This window comes from Pseudoalteromonas obscura (assembly GCF_030135505.1).
GTDB classification, from domain to species: Bacteria; Pseudomonadota; Gammaproteobacteria; order Enterobacterales; family Alteromonadaceae; genus Pseudoalteromonas; species Pseudoalteromonas obscura.
The window spans coordinates 434,487-453,468 of the sequence record NZ_JASJUT010000001.1; the positions used below are offsets into that span (position 1 = coordinate 434,487).

Here is an 18,982-nt window from a genome sequence, read left to right on the forward strand (position 1 = left end):
GTGTCGTTTGAACCAAATTGTAATACAGCCACGCTGTATCAATGCGTGATTTTAGGCAGACCCGATTTTAAGTTAACTCGGAACTGTTGATATTTAGTGTTCGCTTGGATTTCTACTTAGCCAAAGCCAATTGATAAAACACTTCCTGCTCAACCCCAGTGCCTTGTGTCTCCTTTAACGCTGTAAATCCAACGCGCTTTAAAATACGCCGAGAAGCAGTATTGTGTGCCCACGCAGAGGTCTTAATATGAGATATATTCAGGCTTTTTGCGAGGCTCTGAATCGCTAAAACAGCTAAATTAACGCCTATTTTTCCAAAGCCGCGATTTTGGTAGTCACATCCAACCCAGAAAGATAGATGCGCATTGCATTGCGAACTTTGCTTATCGCTGACATCTGGTGTCGGATAAAAGTCTACGATGATTGCGCCCACAAAGCCAAACGAATCATGAACAAGTGCATAGTGGGCCTTCTTGCCGCTGCAACCCTCTTCAAGCCAAGTTGGCCATATCCCTGTTAGCTGACTGAATTGATTGAGCTTTACACCACGCAAACGCTCAGCAATTTCACCTCGTCGGTATTGACTATAAAACTCCCCTAGCTGGTGCTCTCCAAGGGGTAAAAGTCTCAACCCGGATGCCTCACACTGAGTACTCTCTTGCTTCATGTCGAACCAAGCTATGTGTTGACAGTAATCTAGATAATTTGCAATGTCCCTATTAAGCTTTTTAACTTGCACATCTTGAGGGCTAAAATCGAGCGCCAACTCCGCGCTTTGAGCTGCAATTTCAAGCTCGCCTGTAGCCCATGCCACCAGCGCTAAATTATGTAAATACGCAGTGTTTGGACCATTGATCTCCATACAGGCCAACATACAGTTTTTTGCTAAAACCCAATGACTAAAATCAATGGCCAGTAAACCGAGCTCAAAGGCAAAGGATTCATGTGCGCAGTCAATAATATGGTTTTGCCATACTTGCGACAGAACATGGCACCACTGCATACGGTTTTCGACCAATACGCCTTCTTTAAGCAATCTGGGTATAAAAAATGCCAACACTTTTGGGTCGAACTTGCTTTGTCTGATATAAGCTAAGATTTGCGTTTCAGTTAGCTCCCTCGCTCTGCTTTTAATACTTTGACTAATTTCAGCTTGGCAGATTGGTGAGCGATAAGTGCAAGCCTTCTCGAAAACATGCCGTGTGTAGTTAAATTCATCTGATTTTTCATGGCTCATGCTCATATAGATAGCCACATCACTGCCATGTAACTTTTCAAATTCAGAGCTATAAGAGCAAGGGTTCATCAAACTCAGCATATTCATGTCTACTGGTAAATCTAGCCCTGTATTCGGTAAAACTTTTGGCAGATTAATACCACTGTCTGCGACCATGTTATCGCTAATTAATTGATACAAACCTTTTGAAAAATTCTGCTCGAGCTGAAATAAAAGCTGGGTCGCTGTGAGTGGGATAGCAACGGCTTGGCTTACTCCTCTGCCGATAAGTTTTCTAAACACCGTACCCAATTGTGGCGCTAATTCTCTTTCAACCTGCTCGACTTCTCTATCTACATTAGTCTTGCTCCACTGATAGACTGTACGCTGCTTATCGTCTTTCTTTGCCACGCTTTGAGCTGTCTTCAAATCCCACAAGAGTGGCAGCTCTTGATGGTGTTTGTCGCTATGTGTTTGTTCTAGCTCTCCCGGGATTTGGAGACAGGCAATTTCGGCACAATAAATATCTTGATAGTGCATGTAATAAACTGCTTGTGGCAACTGAGAAAATACCCCATGAGCTAAACACGCAGCGGGATTTGCTGCTATCGCAAGGGTTTCACCGTCAATATCATGACTTGGTATTGGCTGGCATGAAGTCATATCCCAATTTACTATGCGGGCCTGCCCGTTTTGATAATACTCATTAAAGTCTGGATGACGAACTAGCTGTGTCTGCATAGCTTGATCATCAATGCACAACAGCAAACAGATGTTTATATCGCCAAGCCCTTGCTGTTGGCACCCCTGCCATAGTTTTTGCAATAACGCCAAGCCAAATGCGTAGCGTTCACACCCAAGTAACAATAAATACACAGGTTCAGATTTGTTCAGCACCTTACTGTCTTTTAAATCGTGTAACCACGCGAGCAATGAGTCCAAATATACCTCAACCCAAGCTTGGCTGTGCCAGCTTTCCGAAATTGATGGTACTTGTTTTGTAGGCCAAATATCAGCATTTAGGGTTTTCTGAAAAGTGCATTGTTGTTTTTGTTTGTCGCTTAATAGGGTCGACATAGGAGCAGGTGTTAAGGTCGCATACTCGACGCCATTAAACACCTCCTCCGGCTTTTTTGAGAGTCTCTCATCTGTCATGGTAATGCCTTTTTTTATTGTGTAAGGGTTATGGCAACTTAATAATGTACTGAAGTTGATGGGGGTTATTGAGCGGTGCATGCAATAATGGTTTTCCTTCTTTGCCATTACAAAGACCATAACCCGCAGGTAGTGTGGAGCCATACCATAAGAATATTGCGCCCTCTGGGGGCGAGTCTGGCGATTTAGTTGCGACATCAGACGGCGATGATTGCCAGTGCTTAGCGAGCCAAAATGTTCCCTCGACAGTAAGATCTCCTTTGATTCTCAAATTTTGCGTAACTTCAAGACCCCTTTCGCTCTTTTCTATACCATCTTCGCCTTGCAGTAAGCATGCATCTAACCACTGTGCAAATTGTGATTCCGTTGGTTTTTTTCCACGTTTGAAAAATGATTTTAGGGTTTTCCTCAACAGATTAGCCATACTGTTTCCCGCTCAATTGTACCCACCCAATTTACACCTATTGAGTCTGTAACGGGTCTAGTCCATTCAACTCAAAAGGCTGCCAAATCTGTTTCTGCAAACTAATTTCAATCAATTTAAAATATTGATTCGACTCTCCATTTTGACTACCAAGTGCCACGATATTGCCAGACTCTAACTCTGCAAAGAGCGGTTGCCAGAGCCCGCGTTCGTCAATTTGATACATCCCATTTTCACTCGGGTTTTGCTGTGCAGTTAACAACACTGTGGACTGCCAATCACTTGGCGGCAGCGGCTGCGCGATGTTCATAGGCACCTGAATTGCTCGGTCAACAACGCCGATAAAACCCACAAAGCGCTCTACATGTTGTTGATGGCCGATTATGCGATTGAGTAATGCATTAATATTTATATATTTATTAGTCATTGATGGTACTCACCTCAATGTAAAAGGACCAAGTGAATTCACTTGGCCACCAAGTTATACGGCCGCTGCAACGGTACCATCACTGAGTGAAACTTCACTCCATTGATCGCCCTCCATCAGTTTATAAAACACGGTAGAAGACGTAGGCGGAGTACCAAGCAACTCCACTAAGTTGCCAAGTTCAACGTTTGGATAAGTAATTTTATTCAGAGTGTCAGCAATTCTTTGGTAAACCCCATTTTGAGCTGGCGTAGATTGCTTGGTAAGCAAAATTTTATCTCCATCCGCTAGGTTCAATGTATTGGTTAAAAAGTTATCATTGTTTGCTGTTGATAAATCAACATTGGTATCTTTTTTGACAGCATTTACGCGGTCTATAATACCTGTATAGCGATATAGGGATTTAGTTGCTGTCATATTTACCGCGATTTGCTCTGCGTCGATAGCAGCGAGAATACCAGAGAGAGTTTTTTGAGCCATTGTGGCCTCCTTGAATAGGTGTAGTGCACCTGAATTGGTGCGCTACAGGTTAGAAAATGAATCGAATTGAGTAACTGCGCCGTAACTGTTCTATTTTGCGGCGAATAAATTAGAGAGACTGGGAAGAGACATCAGGGATATGCTCAAATAAGCGATAATCCATAACTTGATAGTGCACAAACGCGCTAGTGCCGTTGTCATTGCCAATACGCGTGATATGTCCGACTATGCCGCCCTCAATGACAACCGTGCCGCCTATAAAGTCAGTCGTGGTCAAATCTATCAGGTTGTCCGCAAACCAATTCTTTGTACCTAAGTTATTAAAACCTGGGTTGCTGCTATGGTGAGTGTGTGCAGATGTTGTCGAGACACTGGGTTTATCTTTAAGGTAGTTTTTCTCTTCTTTTCCTGCTGTGTAGAGTGCCAAAATGCGTCTGCCAGCAGGCGCGCCATGTTGCGATAGCGCCTGTTCGGCCAAGACATTCTGTGTCTCATTCAATAAGTAGGTATCATTCCACTGACTCTTATCAACCAAATTACCGATGTAGGAAACCGCATTTTGGGAGATTAAAAAGCGCTCTTTACTTTGTGGATTAAACACTTTTCGAATGTAGCCTAAGTGGCTTTGAATGCTTCCAGAAATCCTCTGCCAACTGCCGTTGATATACTCCCAGACGTAGTTGTTTTGCGCATCGTAGATTTTTGATACATCTAAACCGCCTCGTAAATCGGTGTCTAAATAAGTCGAATTCGGTTGCGAATATGTAATGTAGCCGTAAGATTGTTTGCCTTTAAAGCGATGTAGATCTGTATCACTGTTCAAGTCCACAACTATTTCACTGGCCGATTGGAAGTTGTCTGTTTGATTCCAAGGCGTGACATAAAACTTAAATATGTCTCCCTGACGCTGAACTTTTACCCTTACCCGTTTATTACTCCAACCACCACCAGTACCAATGTTGTATTCCCCGAGTAATTTCTCCCCTGCTCCAACTCCCGCGTAGCCAAAATACACCCCACAGCCGGTAGCACTAGGCTGCGTTCCGCCGGTATTGAGCACAATCGTCAGTACATAGTTTATACTGCCTTCTCTGACAAATGCTGCAACTACGCCAATGGTATCGTTGTCAGTGTTATCCGAGCTCAATGTTGCTTCTAACGTATAATTATCTACTTTTTCGGCTGACACAAATCCGTTAGGTGGAGAGACATTCAGAGGCATCACGACGCTGTCTGTCGGCGCATTGTAATACCAAGCTTTGGCGTTGGTACTGTTACGTGCCTCTGCATCTTGCTTATTTAAAAAATACTCATTACCGTTGAATCTCGCCCAATTATTGAAGATATCTTGCATCGTTGGAGGGCTATAGCTGTGCCTTGCTTGGTCGGACTGTTCCTCTGTGCGATAGATAAATGACTCGATTTCTGGCAATGGTGTAATATTGATATACACAGTACCCGTTTGTTCTACACCATGACCGTTTCTTACCCGATAGTTAAACTGTGCAGGCTGCTCTGCTAGGCCTGTTGAGACAAAAGTAATGGTGTCCCCACTTTGTGATACTGTGCCTCCTTGCGCATTCGTCACCCCGATCAAAGACAAGCCGGTACCTGAGCCGTCTTCATCGTTTGCAATTAATTGCTGCTTGCTAATATAAATTGATTCGCCTTGTTGCAAAGAGAATGTATCAGGGTTGCAGACGATCGGCGGAACAGCCACTACTGACATGGTTACAAAATGGGTTTTTCTGATCCCAATACTGTTTTCAACAACATAATCAAAGCGTGCTGCGCTCCCCACACTACTTGTCGATGTAAATTCAATATTTGCACCATCTATCCGTACGGTGCCAAATTGTGGGTTTAGTACTGTGATTAAACTAACGGGATCTTGCCCATCACTGTATTCATCAAAACTGCCTTCTAGCACATTAGCAATGGGAATAATTGCAGAACGCTGTGTATAAACTTCAAATGTCTTGTCTTGCAATCGAATCGTCTTTGCCGACTTTCCGTAAAACTCGCTAATAGCTATGGTATCGCCAGGTAGCTTACTAACATGCTCACTAAAAAAACCTAGTTCATGAGGCTGCTCATCTCGGTATTCATCACCAATATCTTTGAGTGAAATTGGACCACTTGTTTGTAACGTCATCTTGCTTTATCCCCGTTATTTGGACTCATGTTCCACTAACTGGCTCTGCAGACTAGTAACTTTATTGTTGAGCTCCTTAATGCTTTCAACCAATAAACCAACGAGGTTGCCATACGCCACCGACAAGTGTTCATCTTGTTTATAAACGGCCTCTGGAAAAACTTTGTCTACGTTTTGAGCTATCAGACCTGTGTAGCGTCTATCAGAATGTGTATCAACACGCTCAAACGTCACCCCTTCTAATTGATTGACAACATCTAGTGCATTTTCAATTGTTTTGATATTTGATTTTAACCGAGCATCTGAAAATGCTGTTACATCGCCAGTCGCAGTAATTGCACCAGTGACAGACATATCGCCCGCAAACGTCGCCTGCGATATATCCACTTGGCCTACTAACTTGGTATTAACAGCTTTTAGGAAGCGTTGATCAGATTCTGATTTGGTATAGCGATTTGCCGAATCAGCTACCCTATTATTAATTTCTTGCTGTAAACTCGTTTGCAATGAAGAGACCTGCTGGGAGCGAGTATTTGTTTCATTCGTTAAGTCACTTTCTAGTTGCGAACTGCGAGCATCGTTAGTCAATACATAGTTGGCAAATGCTTCGTCTGACTCGGTATCAACAGAATTGATTAGATCAACTATTTCTTTGAATGAATCAGCATCCGCGTCACTGGCCTCTAAGATACTATCAATGCGCTCTTTTTGAACCGTGATTTTGGCGTTGTAATCTGCTTTTAACGCGTCAGAACCCGACGACTGCTGCGCTTTAAACTGCGCTGCATCAAGTAGCTTATCCGATACGCCTGCCTCTATGTCTGCTGGTGTAGCGATATCAACTCCAAGCTGGTTATTGATGGCCTTGATCCCAGCCCCTGCAAGCGTTACTTGAGCAGTCGCTTGCCAATGATTTTCATTGCTGCCTTGCGCATCTGTAAATTGAGAGGTTAATACAAACACCTTGTGTTGATGTTGAGTGCCTGCCGCAATTGCCACAGCAACCCCCGGGTACAATGAGATATCAGACGTCGGGATTGCCAACGTTTTATCTATTTGAACTTGCCATATTCGATTTTCCCGGGGGTCATGTTGCGCATTTAACAACACGAGGTCACCATATTGAAGTCCAACACCATCCAGTGTGTTTAGAGGCAAAGCCGGATCAATACTTACTTGGGTCTCTACACAAGTGACAACGGTTTCATTGAATGAGTAAGCACCGAGAGATTGGATTTTTTGATTCAACCAATGGCCCTGAGTTGCATTCAGTATCTTTTCGTCACTGCCTACTTTCAAGTCGTCTATATGCGCAAAGTCCAGTCTATCTGGCGAAACCTGACCATTCTTTAGTTCTCTTGCGTCTAAGTTAGTCAAATATTGACCGTCACCCACAATGTGCTTAGCTGTGATGCTCGAATCATTTGCAACTTGAGTCAAATCAATTTGCGCAGGTAAGCTAGTGTTATTCAGATCTGTAATCGCTTCACCATTACCAACTAAGTAATTCGCCGTGAGTCGGCTATTTGTGATATCACCTTTTTGAGTCAAGTCTACAGCTGCTGGGAAACGAGCATTTTGAAGGTGTTCAGAGTAGTATTCTGGTACATCAAAATTCTCAATTTTGGACCAATCTAAATTTTGGGAGTCGTTTTGCATTACGTAGTGATAGTAGCTCGCTCTATCGTCCAAAGATCGGTTGGCCTTTATCAACATTCCTTCAAATTCATTGATAGACTGTTTTGTCAGGGTTGGCGTAGCACTCTGTTCGGCTTCAACCAAATTATAGATATATACCCCATTCTCTGAAATATTCTCTTGAAGGTATAAAATGACATGCTCTCCGGGGACCAACGCGTAAGGTGTTAGTTCGGTTGCCAAAGATTCTGCATCATTTAAGTCGGCAATGACTTCACTAATTGCGCAATCGACTGTTGTGCCAAATAAGTGTGCCAGTAAGCTAAACGTCGTTGTGTTGTCTGTCGCAGCATCGATCAGTTTTTCAAATTCCTGTTCGGTTGGGATGTCTCCATTTTCAAAATAGCCACGGAGTTCAGTATTTAGTTCTGAATGTTTCATAGTTAACCTTTGGTGATTAGTCGTAAATTAAGAAGCATTGCTACTCAGCGGAAGTGGGAGTAGCAAGTAAAATAGAGCAAGAATATTGATGAAGGTATTAAGTTGATTTGTTATCCATTTGCGTTTCAATATCTTGGACAATGGGTAAGATATCCGGAGTAAATACCGGCACAGGCAATGATAACGACAGCAACAACGTTGGTTTAGGCGTTGACCCTAAAGCCTGCCAAACCTGTCCACTGACCTTTTCACTGTGTTCATTGCCAAATAACTGAGTGCGAACGCCATAGGGTTTGTCGTCTACCCCATGCTTTTCCAGAATATCCTCTGGCAAGAAGTCATAAGCGCCTAACCCACACAGTAAATAACTGAGTACCATATGCTCCAACTCTGCACTTCCAGCATCCGCTTTACTCCACACTGTTAACATATAGGTGAGGGACACAAACCTAGGCTCTTTATGATATACACGGTGGGTCTGCGCCGTATTCAAATAGCTCCTAGGGGGTTCGCTTTGTCGACGAGTTACATCTTCTGCAACGCCTATCAAATAACAGTTTACTGTTGGTTCGTCACTCACTTTATTGTCGTAAAACGCCTTGTCTGGTGCGACAAAGCTCAGCGCGATATCACCTTCTAACTCCGTATCTACACCTTTGCTCATTGATAAGATGCGCTCTGTTAAAAAGGTTTCCAGTGCCTGCTGTGTGTTATAAACAATCTTTGGGTCCATATTAGTTTCCTTGCAACCAAGCTTTAATTTCATGCTGCGCCATAAACCCTTCATGCTGTTTAGCAAGCTCTCTTTTAAGTGCATTAGCCAATGAGCTCGGATCAATGTGCGTTTCCTGCACCATCAAACGTTGTAATAATGCAGATTCAGTTATATTAATAATTTGCGCGGCGCTAAGTTCAAATCGCTGCGCCAAGCCATCGATGGATTGCGTCAGTGCTTCGTTTGCATTATTTGCAAGTACTTGGCGCCATATTTGAAGCCTTTGTGATGCTGCTGGCAGTGTAAATTCAATAACGTTATGGAATCGACGAAGAAATGCATCGTCTAGGTTCGATTTTAAATTGGTGCTTAGTAACAGCAGGCCGCTGTAGTGCTCCATGCGTTGAAGTAAGTAGCTCACCCCCATATTGGCATTTTTATCCTGGCTAGACTCAACCACACTGCGTTTTGCAAAAACCGCATCAGCTTCATCAAACATCAATACCGCATTGTGCTTTTGAGCTTCGTCAAACAACTTTGCAAGGTGTTTTTCTGTTTCACCAATCCATTTACTGGCGATATTTGCCAAATTCACGATGTATAGTGGCAATCGCAATTCTCCAGCAATGGCTTCAGCTGCCATAGATTTACCCGTACCTGGTTTTCCCCAAAAAAGTGCTTTGCACCCCGGCGTGAACCTCGATAACTTCGATTGGAGGTGGGACTGCATTTCAATTCGCCCAACTAATTCTGTCAGCTGATCGGCAACAGTCGACGACAAAACCATATCTGATAGCATAAAACGTGGCTCAGATAACTTCGCCAACTCCTCAGGTCCTTGATTTAGTTCCCGTAAACATAGCCCCTGCAAAACAGACCAAAACTGTGAATTAGACTGGGCTTTCGCTTGTTGGGCCAATTCGTTCATTCTATTGAGGGGCACTGGGTATCGAGCAGCAATTGACTGTGCCTGCTTATCATCATGAATTGGTGATAGCGTATTCCAAACTCTTGCTAAGGAGCCAATACTCGGAGCGTTATACTCAACCATGTGTGGTTTAAACGCTGTTTTATCAACAAAGCCTACATTTAATGAAAATAAATGGAGTTTAGCCGCAGCTAGGCACTCGTTTGATAGTAGCTTACTTTCAATTGGTAAAAGGCTTTCAAAGTCAGATAAGTAGAGAAATATGCGTTGACCATTTGCCGCCAGTATGACTCCCGCAAGCATTTGTAGCATATCAGTGCTCTCAAGCTGACTGAACTGCTCGTTATTTAATACACCAAATAAAGCATCTGATTTAACAGCAAGCTGCTGGGCATACCAACTAGCGGTTTCTGACTCTTTTGTATCAATATAAAAGCAATTGGCCTGTTCGGTATTCCATGATTTCTCGCAGCAAGCGAGAAACACCGGATCAGTTTCTATCCCCTCATACATCTTAATCGGATGCTCTGCGGTCAAAACAACTTTTCCAGTTTGCAAAAATTGCAAAAGACATGAGTGCAAGCCAACACCTTCGTGCAGCTTAGGCACAGAGCCTGCCTGCAATAGGCCCCATTTAAAAGCAGAGCAGCAAAAGATCCCTTGCGCAATCAGATGTCGTTTACCGCCGAATTGACAAAGAAATAGTAGTTTGTCCAAACTCAGTAGCGGCCCTTGTTCATACCAACTTAGACCTAGATAAGGCGTTAATATGTCGGGCTCAAGTGTTTGGATATAGATTAATGCGATCAGTCTGATCTCAAACTCGTCGAGTGAAAAAGCATTGGTTACAAGTTCAAACCTAGGTGTGTGCACAAGATTGTCTAAGGCTTTTTGCAGTGCAGTCAAATTTTGTTGCAAGTCCTGATCATTGTTTGCCAGTGCAGCACCTACTTTGAAAAATTGCTGTGCGAGTTGTTTTTCAATTTTAATCTGGGATTGGACCTGCTCAGCAGCTGAATTCATTGCTATCACCCCTGTTTCATCATAATCGCCAGCTCCATGGCTCTATCGCTATGTTCGCTGATCCATCCACCATGCCAAATTTCATCAGCGGCTAATGTATAGTCTTCAACGCACAGCGCAGCTAATAGCTTTTTTAGCCTCTTTACCCCCTCGACACCGATGCTGAATGCCATATTTAACAGCACGAGTTTTCGCAACTCACTCTGCTGGTTAAAAATTGGTAGCTCTTGGGCCAGTGTTTGAATTAATCCAGTGATGTCGTTTTCCAACATGCGCTCTGCTTCTTGTTCACTCACCCCTACATGTTCTAGTTTTCTGCCAACACCTATGATCAGCTCTCCCTGCGCATTTCGTGTTGGCTTGCATAGCAAGCCTTCATGGCAGATCAATTGCACTTTTAAAGACTCTATTGCTTCTTGTGAAACAGACTGCTTCATGACGCCTCCACAATCTGCAACATATCCTGAGGCACAGACATCAATAGGCTTTGATCTAAGCCCTGAATCTCTATTGCAAATACGGAATCGTTCTTGTATTCAAGTAGTTTTCCTTGATAACCCTTTAAAGCCCCCACTTTTATCTCAGCTAAACAGCCAACAGTTAGTTGGTTTGGGACAGGCTCACATCGATAGCCAGATGCAATAACTGCTTTAATTTTGGCGACCTCTGTAGGGCTTACAATACTGGGCTTGCCATTGAACTTAATGTAGTCAACAAAGCCATTAAGTCGCTTTATATGGTGATACTCAAAGTCATCTACATAAACAAATACATATGATTTAAACAAAGGAGTGTTTACCGATTTTACCCGGTCACTCCATTGCTTTTTCTCAACTTGCAAAGGTAAAAAGACATCACAACCACTTTTTATACACGACACTTGCTCCGTGAATTTTTTTTCTGTATTCGGCTTAGTATAAACAACGTACCAATTTCTTATTGTTGTCATCTCAAATCCTAGAAACGCTCCGCCACATCTCCCACACGATGGGACAAGTTGGAAAAGCCTTATTGTTTGATTTAACAATAAACAGCTTAAGGCTGGTTATTGTGAATGTAATACCCTACTGACGAAGCAACATATTTTTTGTGAAAAGTTTTCGGTGATAACTAAACGGAAGTATGTAAATTGCGGTTTAAATAGAAAGTGGCCTCTTTTACAGAGACCACTTTAAAGGTTGGGCTAATGTTCAAAAACCTAGCGACTTATAAACGCTAGCTATCGATATTTGTGAATTAATTTATTGATAATTACTCAGACTGCACAGAGTTTTTATATTATTATTTTCATACTAAAATTTAAGTATTATAACGGCTTAGCTGTACTTCCTATATTCTTCCTTTAGACTGATCAATTGACGCCTTGCTAGTTGCACTCTTTTCCTCACATTTTCAAGTGATAATTGAAGTCTGGCTGCAATTTCAGCGTACTCCATTTCGTATAAAAATTTATATTGCATGACCAACCGCAGATCTGTGGGTAGTATAGAGATTTCTTTGACTAGCTTATTATATAAACTGGTATTCCAGTGGTCACTTTCTAATGATGTTGATTGGTTATCTGCGAAAAAAAAATGGTCGGGTAATTCGGATACATGATTCACAATATCTTGGTGTTTTGCTTTTGCTCTGTGCTCATCCATACATAGGTTATGAGCAATACGACATAACCAGGCAAATTCGTTTTCAATCTTATAGTTTGACTGGCTATATGCTCTAAATGCTTTTTCACATGTCAGAGCTAAAACATCTTCTACCTTATCCCCATCATTTCTTAGCCACCGATGGCAACAACTTAATAATTTTTCTTTGTTTTCTAACCAAATTGTCCAAAACTCACTATGTCCTTTTAGTTGCCTTTGTTTCGCTGCAACTAACTCCCCTGTATGTAACATCATTTCTCCAATAAAAAAATTTATATCGGAGGAAAGACGTACATTTAAGAATTATGTGAAAACAAAATTAATACAATATATAAACCATTACTTAATTGATGTATAACCAAATTCTGTGTTGAACAAAATAATTCAATCGAGAATAGGTGGTGTTGTGAACATAATTTCCCGTAACCGCAATTACGAAAAGTGTTATGATGAGTAAGACAAAAAGCATGCTTGCTTAATCATTGGGGCGTCAACATTCACTAAAAACTTGCCGCAATTTTGCATGCTTTCAACACGACTATTTACTCATTAAGCGAGGCGATTTCACACTCAACAGCACGTTTGATAGACGTAATATCTCCACCCTCATGAGCATACGAAATTCGTAATCTTCCTTGATATGTACTGACAACAATTGCCAGTCCAGCTGGAGGTAATGGAACACTAAAGTTATAAATATCAATAATTTTACATTTTCCGATACTTGTTAAATCAAACTCTAATTTCCCTAAATTTGACAAGATCACATTACCATTAAGAAATAATCTTTTATAGCTATCTACGAGTAACTTAAGCCCTCGCCTAGGCATCAAGTTTATTGAAAAAGACTGCAAACGCTGCTCAGCTTGATGAACCACATGGTCACCAGATTTCAGCGCTTCTAAGCGTGACTGATATGTTTGAATCCAATTGCTATCGCCGCCTATATCCGAGCCAAATGACAGAATTAAATTGTTATATGATGACGACAAGTTTCGACTGGACAATGCGCGTAACGACATAGTTTCTATCATGGTGTATTTTTTTCCATTGTTTAATACGCGGTTGAATACATAGTTCAATACAACGTTTGCTGATAGTCGATGTTTTCTTGCCCATGCCAGTACAGACTCGGTAGCTTCAATGCCAAGATCATGATAGTCAATCTGCCACTGTCCTGAGGCCTTGATAGGAATTTCTTTTTTCGCCTTGAATAACTCGCATGTCAGACGGGCGCCGGCTTTAAACATCGCTTTGTATGTCACTCTACTGAACAGTAAATGATCTTCACAAAAGCTATTGTCCTGATTTGGAATTGGCTGTTTAGCCAGCAATGCATTCAGCTGTTCAAACAAAATATAGCCACTTCGTGCATCTGACGCTGCATGTGACGATAGAAACATCAGCGCACTATATGTTTTAAATTTAACGCATACAAACGAGACTGGAGAGCCTTCAAAAGGGTCTATGGGGTTATCAATGACAAACTGGCGGAGGGCCGCATGCCATTGTTCAACATCACTATATTGCTCGCTCCAGTCAAAACACTGCTTTTCAGGGTAAAGTCGGTTATCAAATTGCCAGTAGTATCTAAACCCCTTTTTAACCACACGACTTTGCATGATTGGATGTGTACTTGCGATCTTATTGACGCATTCTGTCAGCAAATCAATGTCAAAATGCCCTACCACAATGGCGAGATCGCATGAATTTGCATTATTTTTATTAGCAGCAGCTAATGCTATGAAATTGAGAGACCGATCACTTAAAGGCATTAAATTCATTCAAAAAGTTCCTATATTGACTACACAAACTTTAAACGAGAATTATTTACTTGTCCAATGAGCTATTCTAATTTACGGTACAAATATATGCAGTTCGTTAATATTTGTTACACTTGACTTAGTAACAATGTGACAACTTTTGTTCCAGCGCAATAAAATCGTCATTTAAATTCAATAATATGAGCTAAAACTAGGTGTATCGTTAAGGACTAAAAATGGCATCATTGAATTTACATCGCGTCTATATTCCAACTAATGCTCGAAATAACCACTATATCTTGGCGGAATTTAAGCCTGAAAGCGCTTTCTATGATCGTTTCGACGACGTTGAAAGTGCATATCAGCGCCTCGCTAGAAAGCTGTTTGCGCTTTGTGATGAATATGAACTATACAACGTACAGCTTATCGTCAACGATAAGCTACCCGTTGTGCGTTACCATGAAGAAGCATATAGCTTGCAAACAGACAAACAAATTCTATTTTTCTACAACCCTAAGTATCATGAAGCGCACAAGATTTATAGTGATGAAGGTCATCAAGCGAGAAAGATCCGACTGTTGTTTTTAGCAACCGGTGATGAACTAAGAGCAAATGCGGCAGCATTTCATAGTAAAGTTAAACGTGCACTGGACGCACTTCAAACCCAGTATGAAGAAGAAAATATAAGCTTCAAAGTCAGGGATCACCAACATCTAACTTATGACATTTTCTCCAAAATTAAGGGCCACAGAGAGACATATGGTTACAAATTGAGGAGCTTGTACCCAAGATACCAAGCTCGCAATTGTTCATTGCCCGAAACACACAGTGAAATCACCTATGTAACCTTTTCTGTCCCGATCACTCGCGCCATTAAAACCGAATACCAGCACTTGTTACGTCCTGGCGATTACGGCGCATTTTACAGACATATTGAAGACATGCTGTTAACGACATGCAGCCAACTTCAATTGTCGCATGTCGGCTTTGTCGCCGATGGAAGAATGCCGATTATACGTAATAGCCAAATTGACAAATCAGCTCATAACAGAGAGCTTCAAAAGCTCAGTTTTGATACTTCTTTAGTCGATGGACAAACCCACACAATATGGGATGCCACTCACTTATGCGACGTAATGCATTTTGTTCTCGTTGCCAGCGATAGTGATAATAAAGATGCTGGTTACGGTAAATTTATGAATAATGTTGAAACCATGGTAAGGCGTTTTGTTACCCAGTTACCTATAAACCCTGAAAAACAAGACGTAACTATGCGCTTTTTTCAACACATTAGCTACAGCTACTAAAAATACAAAAAAAGTATTGGGCAGGTATTCAGAAGGCAACGACTTGTCCATGTGCTGTGCGTTTTACATGAATAAGGCGACTTTCCAATTCGGCAAAAATATTACCAAAGTCGCCTTCTTCTGAGCATATTAGTGCACCAGAAAAATTGATGGGATGTAACTGCTTTTGTGCTGTAAAAAAGTGCTGTAATACAGATAAGCGTTTTTGTAAAACTGGCTTTTTCATGCCCTGACACAAGATGACAAACTCGCGCTCACTCACTCTACAAACCAAGTCACCGTCATCTCTAAATTGCATAGATAACTGCTCCGCTGCAAACTTCACTTCTTTTTCGCTACATATTGACCTGTCATAGTCACCGGTATTGTCTGTATCGAACTCAATAAGTGCCATTGCGTAATCGAGACCATTATTGGTAATACGCTCAAACTGCTCTATAAAATAGCGGCGATTGTATAAGCCAGTATTGAGATCTTTGTAATGCAGCACTTTGGTTAAGTTGCTTCTAGAATGTCTATAGTACACAACTACTACTAATAAAATGGTAATCAATAAGCCAATTATAATATAGGCCTTTGTCAGCTCTTGATCCTTGCGCTGGTATGAGCTCGAGTTATAGTCACTACTTTGCTGTGAAGCTCGCATTTGCAGATCTTTTCTATCGAAAACAGAGGTCCCTACTATTGCGTTAAGCTCCAACCTCTCTTGCGATTGCGCAGTGTTATCTTCAAGTAGCTTAATATAGGTCCGTAATGTGGAAATGGTTTGTGGTAGGTCTTGCTTCGATTGATACACATCAGCTTCAATTTTCAGTGTCTGACGGGCATAACGGTTATTCAGTGGGCTGTGATATGACTTCAGTACAGATTTAGATTGAACGATTTGCGCGAGTGCACTATCAAACTGTTTAACCTGAGAGTAAGCATAAGCCAAATTGTTATGTAATACGATAATATGTGCAGGGTTAATAATCGCATTTTGCTGGGATTCTTGAGCTGCTTTTAGGCTAGCAATGGCTTTGCCAAAATCTTTTTTTGACAAGGCTATTTTGCCAAGCCCTGATAAAGACCAAAACTGATATCTTGGTAAATTATGTTGCTCTGATAATTCATGCATTTGCTGATAACATAACTCAGCTTTGTCGATAAGCTGTGCCCTAAGTAAGGTCAAGCAAAGGTTGTACTTTACCGGTAAGCCGTCCAAAATATTATTGTGTTTACTCGCCAACTCTTGCGCTTGATGCGCATATCCCAGCGCTTTAACATAAAACTTAAGTGTTGAATAATAGGCTGTCAGACCATCATAAACCATCAGCTTTGTAATACTATCGAGTTCTGAGTTACTCCTCGACATAAAACTTTGTGCGGATTGTAACGACTTTAGAGCGAAACTGTACTCTTCGCGCCAGACGGAAATTACAGCTTCCATAGCATAGGTGCGTATAAGAAAATCGGTCGCTTTATTGTGAGTGAAGCTCAAGCGAGCTTGGTTAATATATTGCTTTGCTTTATCTAAATCACCTTGTTCTATAGAAAAAAAAGCCCGATACAGAAACCAATAACCAGAAGACAACTGTAACGGCGCATCTTGTACACTATATTTCACAACATCAAAATACGAAGATGCAGCTTGGATATCCCCTCGAAAAAAAGCGGCCCGAGCCTTTAGGGTTAACCAGAATACATTATCTATGTCAGCAGGTGGATTTTGCACGGACAGCACAAGAGAAGGTGATGGAACCACCTGCAACTCATGCTCCAACAACTGCTTTTTTGTAAAAGCGGATACAGATAACGAGCAAAGCAAGGTAACTGCGAAAACGATAAATAATTGCAAATAGACAAGCCTGTTGTGTAACACTCGTTTTAAATGTAATCCTTTATTTTAGAATGTACAATAAATTACAGGCTCTAGTTTTGTCTACACTCTCGGGGCACATTGCTATGAGTATTATTCAGCTACTGCAGCCTCCGCTTTATTCAATGTGACCTTTCGAGTTGCTTGTGTAGATGACGCAGACTTCAATGAAGTAGATTTTTTCATTGACTCCAACGGCAAATCTAATTGCTCTTTGCTTTTTTGGGAGACTGTCAGCTCATCTGCAATCGTCGACAGCAGATGTTGGTTTATTTTTTGGTTCTGAGAAATAGAGTCTTGAATGTCTTTATTTTGTTGTTGTAGTTGTTCAGCCAACTCTGCTTGCGTCAGCGTATTTTTAACCTTCTCTTTAGTTTTTTGCTCAGCACTTCCCATCAATTGGTTCACTACTTCCACCAAACGACTAAGAACGCTATAAATAACATCTGCAGAAAAGCCTCCAAGCAATGCTGCTAAAGGTTTATGAAAGTCCCCTATTGAAGAGTGATTTTGCGTAATTTCCTGAGTGGGGATTAACTCGGCAATCATCAAGCCAGCCATAAAGCCCATTATCACCATAGACCAATATGTCGAGTCGAACTTAGGATCGTAGTTGCACATACGAATAAAACTGCGAGATTTATGTAAGCACGCGAATGTAGCTCCAAGTCCTGCACAACATAATAGAAATAGTTGGTTAAGCAATAATACTTTGCCCTCAGAATTAAATAGCCCCTCGTTAACTGTCTTTTGGTTTACTTCAGGTGAAATTGACAATCCAATGATTGAAACTAAGAAAAATAGTGCAAGTAAGGACATATGCCGAACAAGTTTTACTGGGCCTAAAAACCTCAGCCAGCTCACTGAACTCGACTCTTTATCCATAATAGATAATGTGAGCGGTTTAGCTGGATAAACAAGTAAAGATAATTCTTTGTGGCATTTAGTCAGCGCTGACAACTCATGCTCTAAAAGCAAGTTATGACCATCTCCATCATTTACAACTTGTTTATTTTGCAGTTGATAAACAGTATTTGGAATATAGCTTGGCATGGTTTTCCCCTCGCCTGATGCGTAGCGGATCATGACATCACATTCTGTAAGTAAATGACTAACAAAGTCCTTTTTGGACATAGTGTTACCTATTGCTATTATGCCGAAAAGAAGTTTATAACAGGGTTTGTGGTATTACTTCAAGTACAATCAATTACAGATAAATATTAAAAATAAATAAGTAGTTAGATTAAAGTCAAAAACTAATAATAAGAGATGAAGTAGGTTCGCTAAAATTGGCAATGAGAGCAGAATTTCAGTCTATCTATGAACTACGTGTACGCCGAACTATTATTGTCATTAAAGAAATAGTATTTCATTCTTAGCATGAGAAAATACAAACACATGAGTATTACTATAATGCCAACAAACAGGGCGAAAAAATCAAATGGCAAAGTTCGCGGCGCTAACATTATCTTTGCGCAAGTTGAAATGAGTAGTTTTGAGAGTTGATGCGGTCATCACCTCCAATGCTAAGTTCATTTTAAAAACATAGATCCTGAATCAAGTTCAGGATGACGGCGAGCGAAGCGAGTTCATTTTCTTTACGCAAGGTGAAATGGGTAATTTTGACAGTTGATGAGGTCATCACCTTCATTGCCAAGTTCACTTTAAAAACATAGATCATGAATCAAGTTCAGGATGACAGCGTGCGACGTGAGTTCATTTGCTTTGCGCAAGTTGAAATGGGTAGTTTTGACAGTTGATGAGGTCATCACCTTCATTGCTAAGTTCACTTTAAAAACATAGATCCTG

Annotated in this window: 15 protein-coding genes; 1 reads left to right on the forward strand and 14 read right to left on the reverse strand. The window is 41.2% G+C overall.

The genetic code is table 11. The annotated features are described in order from the left end of the window. Window positions 1-112: 112 nt before the first annotated feature. From QNM18_RS01850 to QNM18_RS01905, 12 genes are all read right to left on the reverse strand, one after another. A complete protein-coding gene (locus tag QNM18_RS01850) occupies window positions 113-2,371 on the reverse strand; it encodes a GNAT family N-acetyltransferase (RefSeq protein WP_284136145.1) in 2,259 nt (752 codons plus the stop codon). 28 nt (window positions 2,372-2,399) lie between these two features. Next, the gene (locus QNM18_RS01855) at window positions 2,400-2,795 is read right to left on the reverse strand and encodes a hypothetical protein (RefSeq protein ID WP_284136146.1); all 396 of its coding nucleotides are present in this window, start codon (window positions 2,793-2,795) and stop codon (window positions 2,400-2,402) included. Window positions 2,796-2,832: 37 nt separating this feature from the next. Next, window positions 2,833-3,222 carry a hypothetical protein gene (locus QNM18_RS01860; protein WP_211013089.1) on the reverse strand — a complete coding sequence of 130 codons (390 nt, stop codon included), beginning with the start codon at window positions 3,220-3,222 and terminating at the stop codon, window positions 2,833-2,835. A 54-nt stretch (window positions 3,223-3,276) separates the two neighbouring features. After that, window positions 3,277-3,702, reverse strand: coding sequence for a hypothetical protein (locus QNM18_RS01865; protein WP_284136147.1), 426 nt, complete (start codon window positions 3,700-3,702; stop codon window positions 3,277-3,279). 109 nt (window positions 3,703-3,811) lie between these two features. Further along, entirely contained in the window at window positions 3,812-5,857 is a 2,046-nt protein-coding gene (locus tag QNM18_RS01870) for an Ig-like domain-containing protein (RefSeq protein ID WP_284136148.1), read from the reverse strand. 15 nt (window positions 5,858-5,872) lie between these two features. Further along, a complete protein-coding gene (locus QNM18_RS01875) occupies window positions 5,873-7,936 on the reverse strand; it encodes a tail fiber domain-containing protein (protein WP_284136149.1) in 2,064 nt (687 codons plus the stop codon). A 97-nt stretch (window positions 7,937-8,033) separates the two neighbouring features. Beyond that, a complete protein-coding gene (locus QNM18_RS01880; RefSeq protein WP_211013085.1) occupies window positions 8,034-8,669 on the reverse strand; it encodes a Pvc16 family protein in 636 nt (211 codons plus the stop codon). Window position 8,670: 1 nt separating this feature from the next. Continuing rightward, a complete protein-coding gene (locus QNM18_RS01885; RefSeq protein ID WP_284136150.1) occupies window positions 8,671-10,602 on the reverse strand; it encodes an ATP-binding protein in 1,932 nt (643 codons plus the stop codon). A gap of 5 nt (window positions 10,603-10,607) precedes the next feature. Beyond that, complete coding sequence (locus tag QNM18_RS01890) at window positions 10,608-11,039, reverse strand: glycoside hydrolase family protein (RefSeq protein ID WP_211013083.1); 432 nt, start codon at window positions 11,037-11,039, stop codon at window positions 10,608-10,610. Next, window positions 11,036-11,551, reverse strand: a complete 516-nt coding sequence (locus tag QNM18_RS01895) for a UpxY family transcription antiterminator (protein WP_211013082.1) — start codon at window positions 11,549-11,551, stop codon at window positions 11,036-11,038. The genes QNM18_RS01890 and QNM18_RS01895 overlap by 4 nt, the downstream gene beginning before the upstream one ends. Window positions 11,552-11,918: 367 nt before the next feature. Beyond that, window positions 11,919-12,500, reverse strand: coding sequence for an RNA polymerase sigma factor (locus tag QNM18_RS01900; RefSeq protein WP_284136151.1), 582 nt, complete (start codon window positions 12,498-12,500; stop codon window positions 11,919-11,921). 287 nt (window positions 12,501-12,787) lie between these two features. Beyond that, a complete protein-coding gene (locus tag QNM18_RS01905) occupies window positions 12,788-14,029 on the reverse strand; it encodes a hypothetical protein (protein WP_284136152.1) in 1,242 nt (413 codons plus the stop codon). Window positions 14,030-14,244: 215 nt separating this feature from the next. On the opposite strand from QNM18_RS01905, the gene QNM18_RS01910 reads away from it, so the two are divergent. Beyond that, the gene (locus tag QNM18_RS01910; RefSeq protein WP_211013080.1) at window positions 14,245-15,315 is read left to right on the forward strand and encodes a DUF3083 family protein; all 1,071 of its coding nucleotides are present in this window, start codon (window positions 14,245-14,247) and stop codon (window positions 15,313-15,315) included. A 28-nt stretch (window positions 15,316-15,343) separates the two neighbouring features. On the opposite strand, the gene QNM18_RS01915 is transcribed toward QNM18_RS01910, so the two are convergent. Further along, the gene (locus QNM18_RS01915; protein WP_211013079.1) at window positions 15,344-17,152 is read right to left on the reverse strand and encodes a tetratricopeptide repeat-containing diguanylate cyclase; all 1,809 of its coding nucleotides are present in this window, start codon (window positions 17,150-17,152) and stop codon (window positions 15,344-15,346) included. A 114-nt stretch (window positions 17,153-17,266) separates the two neighbouring features. After that, on the reverse strand, window positions 17,267-18,307 hold the full coding sequence (locus QNM18_RS01920) for a hypothetical protein (RefSeq protein ID WP_211013078.1): 1,041 nt from the start codon (window positions 18,305-18,307) through the stop codon (window positions 17,267-17,269). Window positions 18,308-18,982: the final 675 nt, after the last annotated feature.